This window comes from Mucilaginibacter sp. HD30, from assembly GCF_054061755.1.
The window spans coordinates 3763426-3775768 of the sequence record NZ_JBSSEO010000001.1 but is presented as its reverse complement, the minus strand read 5'-3'; the positions used below and the strand labels follow the sequence as shown (position 1 = coordinate 3775768).

The following is a 12343-nucleotide window of genomic DNA, read 5'->3' as shown; positions in this document are numbered from 1 at the left end:
TAAATGTTGACATTGCGCACTTAAAACATTTTGCATTGTCAAAAAATGTTTTTACATTAGTTCATCTCTATTGCTAGAGCCATTGCCTTATCACGATAGCCGAGACCGAGTCTTTGCTGCCAATCCTCGCGTCCTGATAGGAAAGCTACCTGCGAGTAAGAAATCGCCCGCAGCACGTTGTTTGATAACGAACTTGATCATATCACAATGAAAAAAACCGCCCTAATTCTGATTGCGATTTTCGTCGCGCTTCAATTTTCCTATGCCCAAACCAATACGTTTCCTTCAAGTGGCAACGTAGGTATTGGTACGACAGCGCCGTCATCCAAACTTTCAGTCGGAACTTCAGTTGCCAACCCAACCACAGCCGCCTTACTTCTTTCGACCAACGGAGGGCAGTTCATTATGGAAAACACTGCTGCGGCTACCGACACAAAGCTCTGGGACTGGGTTAATACAGGATCAAACTTTTCTGGACGTGTCGTAAATGACATTAACGGCAGCGCGAACGCGTGGATCAACGTAAACCGAACTTCAATGGCAGTCAATAGCGTATCGTTTCCGAACGGTATCGTTGGTATTGGCACCTCCAGCCCTACCCACACCCTTACTCTAGGCTCTACTTCAACTGGTCTTGCCGCCTACAACACCGCAGACCAGACCACCAACTATGAACGCGTCAGACAGTACTGGAACAGCAACGTGTTCACTATCGCTTCCGAAGCTGGGGGAACCGGAACAAGAAGGTCAGTAGCCATCCTTCAGGGAGTCGCACAGAACAGGGGAATTACCATTTCGGGAGGAGGTACCACAGGCTCGACGACCGTTGACGACAACAACATAACCGGCGGCTCCGCACTCGGAACAATCGGGACGTTCAAAAATACATCAGGTTTTTCCAACGGGATTGCAATCATTCCAACGGTCAACGAAACGAGCACTGCGGGGTATCGCGGACTGTGGATTTCTCCATACGAGCAGGCTACCGGTTCCGGCAGCAAGTACCTGATCGACGCGGGGATCGGTAGCGCTGCTGGAGGACTGGGCGGGCATACGTCGAAGTTCACCGTAACCAACACGGGAATAGGCTACTTTGCGGGCAATGTTGGCGTCGGAACAGCATCCCCCGCAGCATCTTTAGATATAAACTCTACGAACGCGCAGATAAGACTTCAGGGTACCGGCGCGTCGTGGCAGGGTGCAGACATCTCGATTACCAGAACGAACTCTGGGGATCAATTAGGGAGAAGCCCCACCATTGGCTTGGGCGATGCCGCAACCGGCACAACGTCTTACATCCAGTCCTACCAAGGTAACCTTCAGTTTTGGCCTGCGGGCAATAAGACCGTAACCATGACTTCAGATGGTCTAGTTGGCGTCAATACCGCCACCCCTTTTTCTACTTTTCAGGTAAACACCAACGGCACGAAACTGAGCATAGGAAGCGCTAATTCGACGACGCTGCAGGGGACCAGTTACCTCGGCTTCAACGCGGCCCGCATGACAGACGACACATGGCGGTTTGACGGCAATCTTAACGGCAGTGCTGTTGGCGACGGCGGAGCGGTTATGTATAGTGACATTCAGGGAAACCTTAACTTTGCAGCAGTCCCGACCCTTAACCAGGCGGCATATTTTACACTAAACGATACGCAGTTAAAATCATACATCTCTTTACAACTCACTTCGGCGGGAGTCTTAAGGGCTAAGCGGGTAAAGGTGGAAACCGGCGGTTGGCCGGACTTCGTGTTTACCAGGAGCTACAAGTTGCCGTCCCTTGCGTCCGTCAGAGCCTTTATCCAAAAGAACCATCGCTTGCCGGACATGCCTGCGGCAAAGGAGGTTCGAGCCGACGGCCAGGACCTTGGAGAAATGAACAGGCTGCTGCTGAAGAAGGTGGAGGAGCTGACGCTTTATTTAATGGATGAGCATAATAAAAACTCCAAGCAGGAAAGCCGTATCAAGGCTTTGGAAACAGCCTTGAAAACCAAAAACGACAAGGCTTTATAAGCAAATCTATCACAATGAAAAAAACCTATTCAACCGTTATTGCGCTTTTTGCAGCATTGCATTTTCCTATTCCCAATGGGTCAACGGAACTTGCCAAATACCCCAAGTTCGCAAATGCCGACGATCAGCATCAAAGGTTATACTTCTGTACCTGTGACATAATCGATCTTATGCTCGTTTATTATATCTAATAACTTTTTAAAACGCATTAATTTTTATGCAAAATATGAAACAATATGTAAATCTAGTTGCACTTACAATAGCAAGTTTATTCGTCGTTAGCGACGGAAACGCACAATTCACGCAAGGACCGCAATTTCCTTCTCCCAATGCTGCGGCCTTCACTACTTATGATAAATACCCTCAGTCAAATAACACAGGCTCTCCCGCTATACAAATACCGCTTTATAATATATCCGTACAGGGATTCAATCTACCAATAGATTTGACCTATAGTACAAACAGTGTGAAGCCAAACACGTATGCCAGTTGGGTAGGACTAGGCTGGAACCTAAATGCGGGTGGATCTATTGTTCGTAAAATTAACGAAAAGCCAGACGATATGAATTATTCCATAGATGGAGTAGAGGCTATCACAGGCGATGCAGCACAAGGCTATTTTTATAGCCATAATTATTTGGCGGACACGAACTGGATTTCTGCTGCTCGGATTGAAGCTGCCGTGACGGACGTTAATAGTTACTCATTTAATAGGAACGACTATCAGCTATACGTTACAATAAAGGATTACGCTCCGGACGAATTCAGCTTTAATGTGGGTAACATTTCCGGTTCATTTTATATGGATCACCACGGGCAATGGAAGGTAAGAAGTGATAACAAAGTACAGGTAGTGATCGGCCCTACTGATTTTATTGATATACCTGTTGCTAATTGGAAGTTATTCCCGGACATGCCGGGCTGGCCCCCCTCTCCAGGCCCTGGTATCACCATGCCAAATAAAAAAAAACTCGTTCGTATTACACTAATCGACAACAAAGGCATAAAATATATCTTCGGCGGATCAACAAACTCTTATGAAATGTCATATATGGGCGTAAAGAGTTGGAATTTATCGCAAATCCTTCTGCCAAATGGTAAGTCAATCGACTTCACGTACGAAACCGGAAACAAGGTTGTTATATCAAAGCTCCAAGGGCGGTTTGGCTCTTCTTATTGGGGATCATATGACCAGCAAACGGACATTCGTTATCTTTCATCTATTAAGACTGACCAATTAGACATCCAGTTTTTTAGGTCTTCGAACTCAGGCGAGCTTTCTAAGTTAGACGCTATCGTTGTCAACGACCTCGAAAGCTCAAACCAAATTAAAAAGTATGTTTTTGGTTATCAAAACACTCCCATGGACCGTTTAAAACTTCAACAGATAACCGAAGTTGACTTGCATGGCTCAGAAATTTCAAAACATATGATGGGCTACAATGCACTCTCATTTTCCGGAAAGCCATCGTCAACGAAGTCACTTTACAAAACCGACCACTGGGAGTATTTCAGTGCTATACCGTATGGCACAACCGCTGCTGCGTTCTACGCGTCCAGAGATGCTGACACTACTAATTGCAGGGCAGAATTGCTTGACAAAATAGTCTATCCAACAGGCGGTTATGTTCAATATACATGGGAGCCACACGACTATTCAAAACAGGTACTTTCCAATCGCGCCAGTTTGTCTGCTTACACTACGAATCGATACGCAGGGGGCGTGAGGATAAAGCAGATAAACAGTTATGATAAAAACAACGTCCGTGTCGGATTTAAGCGTTATTCGTATGCGGGTAACTATCCATCAAGTGGTGGAACGGCATCGCTTTCGTCCGGTGTTCTGTCATATCAACCGAGTGAACGGTTCGAAAGTGAGTATTACTTTTGGTTGTATGATTTGAGGGAGTCTGAATTAGATCAAATTGATGGGCCTCATATAAGTTACAGTGAGGTCACTGAAATTGACGCGGATGGCGCTTACATAAATACAGTTTTTTCCAACTTCGATAACGGACAAAGCGGGGAATACATGGACCAGTCACCAGCTGGTTCGGCATCGTTTGGCTGGTCCCCAGTCCCCGGTTTTTGTTACAATGCGCACGAGAGAGGGAAACCGCTTGTGCAGACGACCTTTACCAGTAGTTCGCAAATCGTCAAGCAGACTAGCATCGCGTATGAAAGGGTTAACAAGAGCAACGATTATGTGAGGGCATATAAAACGTTCAAGGACTTGGACTATCCCAAATACGATATTTACGGTAACTATGTCCCAATTGCCCAATTTTGGTACGGATTCGCCTATAAAATATATACTAACGCTTATTTGGCGTCTACAGTAACAGAAAAGACTTTTATAGACTATGATCTTCAGAAATATATAACAACGAATACATCGTACACATACGACCCCACTACGCTGAATGTTTTAAATGTAACAACCACGAACAGTAAGGGAGAGACGATTGTTATCGAGAACCATTATCCTAAAAACATGGTTGCTTTGCTGCTTGATCCAAGTGGTGTTTATAGCGCAATGGTTGCCAAGAATAATGTATCGACGCTTATCGAAACTATAACCAGCAAAGGGGCAACACAAATCGCAAAGCAAGGTGCCAACTATATCGAATCCTTTACAGGACAATTCAAACCCAGTTTAGAAACGGTGCAATACGGAACAGGCCCGGTTAGAAACATTAACCAGTTTAACGCATATGACAACGCGGGTAATTTACTAAGCATGAATAAAGAAGCGGGTCCTAAAAGCTCTTACATTTATGATTCAAATAAGAGTAATGGAATTGCACAAGTGACAAACGCGAGTCATTTAGAAAGTTACTTTGAAGGGTTCGAAGACGCTGGGGCCTATGGATACGCTCATACAGGTACCAGATATAACGAGGGGCCTTATTACTGTGGATTTTCTCTTCCAAATGGGCGCCTTTATAATATAAGCTATTGGTATAGGACTAGTCCTACAGGGCTATGGGTGTTTGCCACAGAACCGTATACCGGCCCTAAAACCCTACGCTCCGGAACAAGTGACGATGTGGACGACGTAAGGATAATACCGGTTGACGCGCAGATGACAACCTATACATATGATCGTGACCAAGTTTCAAGTGTAACGGACCAGAGAAACCAGACCATTTATTATGAATACGATAATGCGGGGCGCTTGAGGTATGTGAAAGACAATGAGGGTAATATCACTAAAAGCATATGTTATAACTATGCCGGTCAGGCAACAGGCTGTGCACTCAACACGACTGTGTACATCAGCGCCGCTCAAACGAAGAGGTTTAAGAAATTAACATGCGGGCCAGGATACATTGTGCCAACGCTGGTGTATTCCGTTCCTGCTGGCAAATATCAATCCACCATTTCACAAGAAGATGCCGATCGGAAAGCCCTGTCCGATTTACGAATAACTGGCCAAGTGAAGGCTAACGCGTTAGCAACATGTACGCCAGGGGCAATATATGCTCGTGTGGAGATGGACAATTTTCGAACAGACGTATATCCGGACTTTGTACATGCTGACTTGTATCTGAAGTTTTATTCCGATATAAATTGCAGCATTCCGTTGGCAGTACCTTATGAGATGGATGTCAACGTTATCATGCATTACCGGCAATTAGCCGGTAATAGTGAGGCTGACTGGCCTGCTCACTATGTCGTGGATGCGAACGTTTCCGCAGTGCCAATGGGACAGATGGCTGTAAGACAATTGATAAACGAGCAATTTCGATTTGAATTTTCAGTAGCTACAGATCCGCTGCAACTTTACACAGCCGCGCCTACTTATGGCTCGTATTATCTTTACTAAAAACCATTAACATATTTGAACGATGTATATAATAAAACTTAAATTGGCAATGGTAGCGGTAATGGTTTTGCTCTTACCTAAACTTAGCCACGCGCAAACGCGAGACACCAGCAACAGACAACGGCGAATCAATCTCGCATTCGCCAAAATGCGTCAGCAATCAAAATTTGTTACTAATGACAGCATTATACTTACGGAAGCCCCAATACGAAGGAAAACTGACAGCTTAATTCAGCTTAACCTGTACCGTTTAGCGCATCCGGTACGGGGAGCAAGATTAAAGGCCGCTGACACTCTTTTTAAGCGTCGAGTACAACAATGATGCCACGGGGCCTAAATCACAAAAAGCCATCACCCTAACCTTTATAAACGTGATAAGAAAAATAAAATACATTGGCAAGACAAGCAAAGTACTGCTTGTAGGGCTGTTAGTCATATTCGCCGCGTTCAGGTCATACGCTCAAACCTATGTCAGTGGTCCTGTAACAGGTAGCTATACGAACGGCAGGTACTATCATTCCTCTGAAATAACCATTTCGCCAAACACCGATATTATACCGGGCATAGGTCAAAGTGTGGAATTCTATATAGGGACGGAATGCCAACCGCTTAGTACGGGCTTCACCAATAGCCAGAATTACGTGCTGACCACGATTCCGAGGATAGCCAATTACATTCCGGGGCAAGCCAATGGGACTGGGGCTTCGGGTGCCTATACCAATTGCGACGTAATGCAGTCCATTCAGTATTACGACGGCCTCGGCCGACCTTCGCAAAGCATTCAGTCAAAAGCAAGTCCCTTCGGAAACGATATTGTGCAGCCCTTTGAGTACGATGAAAATGGACGGGAAGTAAAAAAATACCTGCCTTACGTGCTGACAACAAATAATGGTAATGGCAGTTATAGGCCATCCGCAATAACCGAGCAAAGCAGTTTCTATGCGGCGCCGCCCGTAGGAATCGCGCCAATTCCCGGTTTCGCATTCTCCAAAACCGTATTCGAGATATCACCGTTGAATAGGATATTGGAGCAAGGAGCGCCCGGGGGCACATGGCAACCATCGGCTAGCAGAACAAATAGCGCTGGAAGAACAGTAGTAGTAAATTATTCAGCTAACAACAGTATCGATTGGGGCACCGATAATACAATCAGCAGGAAAGTAGTTTTATATAACGCAACAGTAAATGCTAACTTCAGCAGAACGTTGGCTACGTACGGCACATACGGCGATTATCAGTTGTCTGTATCGGTAACAAAGGATGAAAACTGGACGCCGGACCTCGGCCGCGCGGGGACTACCGAGGAATATAAGGATAAAGACGGTAGGGTTGTGTTAAAAAGGGCCTATTTAACGGTAGATGGGCAACTCGTTAAACAAAGCACTTATTACGTATACGATGACTACGGTAATCTTGTTTTTGTATTACCCCCGAAAGCCAACCCGGATAATGGGTTAACTACAACTTCAAATCAGACTGTTCTTGATAATTTATGTTATCAATACCAGTACGATGAGTATAACCGTTTAATTAATAAACGAGTTCCTGGTAATGGGTGGGAAGAAACCATATACAATAAGTTAGATCAAGTTGTCTTTACCCAAGACGCCGTGCAGCGGGCAAACCAAGAACGCAGTTTTATAAAATACGATGCGTTAGGAAGAGTAATAATGACCGGTATTGAAATTGGTCATAATCAAACAAGAGCGTTTATACAAAACATAGTTAACGGCGCTTCTGATTTATGGGAAACGCGAACAAGCGCTCTTGGTCACTGGAATAGCTATACAGCAAAGGCGCAACCAGGCAACACGCCCAACATGAAAGCACTTGTGGTTAATTACTATGATAATCTTAACGGTATAATTGGTATTCCTGCTTATTCAGCTCCTGCTGGCATAAGCACCGCTACAACAGGATTGCAGACTGCTACTGTTACAGCAATAGTAAAAGACGACAACACATACATTTATCCCGCATACGACCAAAATTATACCAGCATACCGGTACTGTGGAAGACGTTATATTATGACCAAAAAAGTCGAAACGTTGCTACGTATGCTCAACACTACCAGGGAGGGTCGCAAAATTTAAATAAGTTTGACCTGGTAAAAGCCGACTATAATGATTTTACTAGCGAAGTAAAAAAAGTGGCACGTGAGCACTACAATGGCTCTACTTCAACACCATTACATACTATTGGCAACAGGTATGTGTATGACCATATGGGACGAAAAAAAGAAACATGGCTTGCACTTGCCAATAACACAACAACGCTACCCGGCAGTTACCCGCTGATGCTAAACCAGGTGGTTTATAACGAATTGGGGCAACGGCAGGCCAGGCGTCAGCATAGTACAGACAATGGCTCAAGCTTTTTGCAAAGTACAAGCTATACCTATAACGAACGCGGCTGGTTGTCAAAACTCAATTCCGCTTTGTTTGAAGAACAGTTGCAATACAACGATTTAAGCGCAGTAGCAGGCATCACACCAACGCCTCAGTTCAGCGGCAACATAGCAAGTCAAAGCTGGGGAACGCAAGCGGCACCTAATGCAAAGAGCTACGTTTATACTTATGATTTGCTTAACAGGCTAACAAGTGGCTACTCAACAAGCAACTTTAACAATAATGAGCGAGCGATAAGTTACGACATGACCGGTAATATCACTGCGTTGAAACGCGACATTAACAATGTACTCGCAGATAACCTTACATACAGTTATGCAAGCGGCGGGAATGAGACCAATCAGTTGCAAAGCGTTACTGATGCAAGCGGAGACACTAACCCCAAAGGATACAAATCGGGCACCTATGCCTATAACTATGACGCTAATGGCAACGTTTTAAGCGATGCAAGTAAGACACTTACAATTGCGTATAATGTATTTAATTTGCCAAGAACCAATACGCTTACTTCGCCATCCGCAACAATAAAATACACCTATGATGGTGCGGGTAATAAGCTTAGAAGGTCAGTGGTTAACGGAACGACGGTAAATACTGACTATATTGTCGGCATCCAGTACACCGGCAATACGGTCGACTTTATTCAAATCGAGGATGGGCGAATTCTTACCCCGGCAACCACGGCAAATTATGAGTACACGCTAAAAGATCACTTAGGCAATACCCGCGTAACTTTTGCAAGCAGCAGCGGTGGTAACACAGCAACACAAGTTGATGACTACATGCCTTTCGGTTTGGATCTTGCTGTTGTAGCTAACAGCCCGAAAAATCAATACCTTTATAACGGAAAAGAATGGCAGGACGGGATAAGCCTATACGATTATGGTGCGCGGTTTTATGACCCGGTGATTGGAAGATGGACAAGTGTGGATCCAAGTGCGGAAGAAGGCGATCAGGAAAGCTTAACACCATATCAATATGGCTTAAACAATCCTATAAGGTATGACGATCCAGATGGAAGATGCCCTACGTGCGTAGTTGGATTTTTTATAGGTGCTGGCGTAGATTATGGATTTCAGGTGGCAGGTAATTTTATGTCTGGGAAGCGAGGGATGGATGCATTTACCGATGTAAATAAAACGAGTATCCTTGTATCTGGTTTAGCTGGTGCTGCAACTAGTGGTGTTTCGGCACTTGGTGCTAAAGGAGCATTTGCAGCAGCAGGTAGGTTAAGTAAATATGCACCCGAGGCCGCCTCGACTGCAATAGATGTCGCTGAATCGGTTACTAAGCAATTAACATCTACTGACGGCAGTAAGGTTACTTTAGCGCAAACAGCTTCTGATGTTATTTCTAATAAAATAGGGGGAGCCGTAGCTAATAAGTTAGATGGCGTCTTAAATATAAAAACCGCAGAAAGGCAGTTAGACCGGGCACAAAGGGTTGCTGGAAATCCACCTCTCACTTCGGGCCGAGCAAACAATGTCAGCCAAGCACAAGCAAAATTGAACGGGAAAAATTACATTAAACAAGCAGTCGGAGGTACAACTGGAAATTTAACTCAAAATGCTTCTAACGGATTACGTGCTGAAGGTGGAAAGTCTGGTGTACCTTTCATGCCTAATCAACAAGATAATACAAAATATAAACCATTGGTTTTGCGTAATTAAATGAAAAAAACATATTTATTTTTAGGCTGTCTCCTTTTAATTGGTTCCGCCTTTTTTATAAAAGACGAACTAGTTAATCTAAAGATCCTCAAAAGTGGCCGCTTAGTTGATATGAGAATAATCGACATTCCTAATTCTTGTGTGGGCACTAAAGCCAAATGGTTTATGAAAATACAATATGGTTCAAAAGTATTTTCAAAGCAGATACCTTCAGGATTTTGCGAGAAATATAACAAAGGGGATCTAATTAAGTTAAGATATTTAGAAGAAGAAACTCGAGTGTTATTACCAAATGAAAATTTGACTTTAGAATTTGTATCTATTAGTGTGTTTTTCATATTAGGTATATTACTTGTTATATCAGGTTTAAGAAAAACATAATCTCTAACGCATACCTAACTATACCTATTATTTTCATTAAGCTGTAGGCCTAAATGGAAGTATAGGTCTTTAATATTTGTTCATTTAATCCATTGAAGAAATGAGAAGAATTGTTTTGTTTTTAATGCTTAGCCCATTGATGTGCTTAGCTCAATCATTTGAAGGAAAGATTACGTATTCTAATAGCTACAAAAGCAAGTCCCCTCAATTGAAAGATGCGCAATTGGCGACCATGATGGGTACTACCCAAGACTACTATATTAAAGGAGCTGATTACAAATCAGTCTTTAATGGGGCGTATATCAAAATGCAGTTGTACAACAGTAAAGAAAACAGGAGCTACACTCTTACAGCTAAATCCGACTCGCTTTATTGGGAGGATTATAGCAAAAATAATGATGTAGCGACGAAGTTTGAAGTTCAAAAAGGGAAAGAGACTATTATGGGGGTGCTTTGTGATGTATTAATTGTTTATACACCAAAAAGTAAAACGGCTTATTATTATAACAGTAAGTATAGTGTAAATCCAGCCCTTTTTAAGCAACACACCTACGGCAATTGGTATTATGTTATATCAAAGACAAAGGCATTACCATTAAAAACGATCTCAGAAAATGAGCAGTTTACGTTAATTAGTAATGCAGTAAATATCACTCCAATGAAGTTAGAAGGAAAGTTATTTGAAGTCCCAGATAAGAATAAAATTGTACCTGCAATATGGTAATAAGAAAGCCCCGAATGGGGCTTTCTTATTAATGAGCGTAAGCCTTTTGTGCTTTGGTATCTCGTAGAATTGTATCAATCAGAAAAAATAGCTTTTCCTTAACAGCGGGGCTTAAATCTTCAATATCCTGTAATCGTTGTACAGTCTTTTTATCAAAGTGGGCGTTAATCCCCTCTCCGGCCAAATAATCCAGTGATACTTCAAATGTTTGGGCAATCTTTTTGGCTACTTCAATAGATGGTACGGCTTCCTCGCGTTCGTACTTGCCGATCATCACCCTCGAAATGCCGCTTTTGGCGGCCAAATCACTTTGCGACCAACCCTTTGTGCCCCTTAATTCTGCAATGATCTTGCCTACATTCATCTCTTAAAAGATACTTTTATGCTTGTTTTTAGCCTGTATATACAAAAATAAGCATAAAACAGGTAAATAAAAGGGATATTAAATGCTGAAAGTTACTTGCAAATAAACCCTGATATGTATCTGATAATTACAAAACCTTTCGTAGCAGATGCAAAAACCTGTAGGCCTTATCACAGACAACCCGGAGTTACTCTTATACTTAGATGGCAAATTGCACATCACGGTGCTTGGCGGCATCAAGCTGACCGGGTTTGACCGTTTAAAAGTAACGCTTAAACTGGTGAATACAGATGACAAGTTCAACGTCTTTCGCCACAACCTTGACCTGTACAACAGCATCCAAACCGAGCAGTTGATCGAGAAATCAGCCGATGCGCTGGACACCGGCACCCGTGAGATCAGCACGGCCATAACCGGGCTGACCACTTCTTTAGAACAATACCGTTCGGAACGTTTGGAGGCCATGAAACCCAAACAGCCGGAAAAGAAACAGCTTACCGAGGCCGAACGCAAAGCCGCCATAGCTTACTTAAAAAACCCTGACCTGTTGGGCAGAACAAAGCAGGCCATCGGCCAAAGCGGTATCGTAGGCGAAGAAACCAACGCGCTGATCGCTTACCTCATTTATACCTCACGAACCCGTGAAACCCCGTTACACCTGTTATGCCTGGGTGCCAGCGGCACCGGCAAGACCTGGTTGCAGGAAAAAGTAGGCGAGCTGATACCCGAAGAAGATAAACTGGAAATCACCACGCTAAGCGTGAACGCTTTTTATTACTTCGGCAAAGATGAACTGAAATATAAACTGCTGTTGCTTGAAGATATGGACGGTGCGGAAGATGTGCTGTACCCGATCAGGGAACTGCAAAGCAAGCGCAAAATATCCAAACAGTACCCCTTAAAGACAGCAAGGGCAACACCAAAACCATTACCCTGTACGTAGAGGGGCCGGTTTG

8 protein-coding genes are annotated in these 12343 nt (G+C 43.7%); 7 read left to right on the top strand and 1 reads right to left on the bottom strand.

The window, feature by feature from the left end:
* The first annotated feature begins 207 nt into the window (after positions 1 to 207).
* The 6 genes from ACVW2L_RS17860 to ACVW2L_RS17835 all read left to right on the top strand — a co-directional run bounded on the left by ACVW2L_RS17860 (position 208) and on the right by ACVW2L_RS17835 (position 11023).
* Complete coding sequence (locus ACVW2L_RS17860; protein ID WP_457129313.1) at positions 208 to 2010, top strand: hypothetical protein; 1803 nt, start codon at positions 208 to 210, stop codon at positions 2008 to 2010.
* Positions 2011 to 2024: 14 nt separating this feature from the next.
* Positions 2025 to 2201 (top strand): hypothetical protein, encoded by a 177-nt coding sequence (locus tag ACVW2L_RS17855; RefSeq protein WP_457129312.1) that lies wholly within the window; start codon positions 2025 to 2027, stop codon positions 2199 to 2201.
* 26 nt (positions 2202 to 2227) lie between these two features.
* Positions 2228 to 5839, top strand: a complete 3612-nt coding sequence (locus ACVW2L_RS17850) for a DUF5977 domain-containing protein (protein WP_457129311.1) — start codon at positions 2228 to 2230, stop codon at positions 5837 to 5839.
* Between the two features lie 371 nt (positions 5840 to 6210).
* On the top strand, positions 6211 to 9918 hold the full coding sequence (locus ACVW2L_RS17845) for a DUF6443 domain-containing protein (protein ID WP_457129310.1): 3708 nt from the start codon (positions 6211 to 6213) through the stop codon (positions 9916 to 9918).
* Positions 9919 to 10299, top strand: a complete 381-nt coding sequence (locus ACVW2L_RS17840; protein WP_457129309.1) for a hypothetical protein — start codon at positions 9919 to 9921, stop codon at positions 10297 to 10299. It begins immediately after the preceding gene.
* A gap of 100 nt (positions 10300 to 10399) precedes the next feature.
* Positions 10400 to 11023: a hypothetical protein gene (locus ACVW2L_RS17835; protein ID WP_457129308.1), complete on the top strand. Its 624-nt coding sequence runs from the start codon at positions 10400 to 10402 to the stop codon at positions 11021 to 11023.
* 28 nt (positions 11024 to 11051) lie between these two features.
* On the opposite strand, the gene ACVW2L_RS17830 is transcribed toward ACVW2L_RS17835, so the two are convergent.
* The gene (locus tag ACVW2L_RS17830; RefSeq protein WP_457129307.1) at positions 11052 to 11387 is read right to left on the bottom strand and encodes a helix-turn-helix domain-containing protein; all 336 of its coding nucleotides are present in this window, start codon (positions 11385 to 11387) and stop codon (positions 11052 to 11054) included.
* 148 nt (positions 11388 to 11535) lie between these two features.
* Here ACVW2L_RS17830 and ACVW2L_RS17825 point away from each other — a divergent pair, with 148 nt between their 5' ends.
* Complete coding sequence (locus tag ACVW2L_RS17825; RefSeq protein ID WP_457129306.1) at positions 11536 to 12330, top strand: hypothetical protein; 795 nt, start codon at positions 11536 to 11538, stop codon at positions 12328 to 12330.
* The last annotated feature ends 13 nt before the right edge of the window (positions 12331 to 12343 follow it).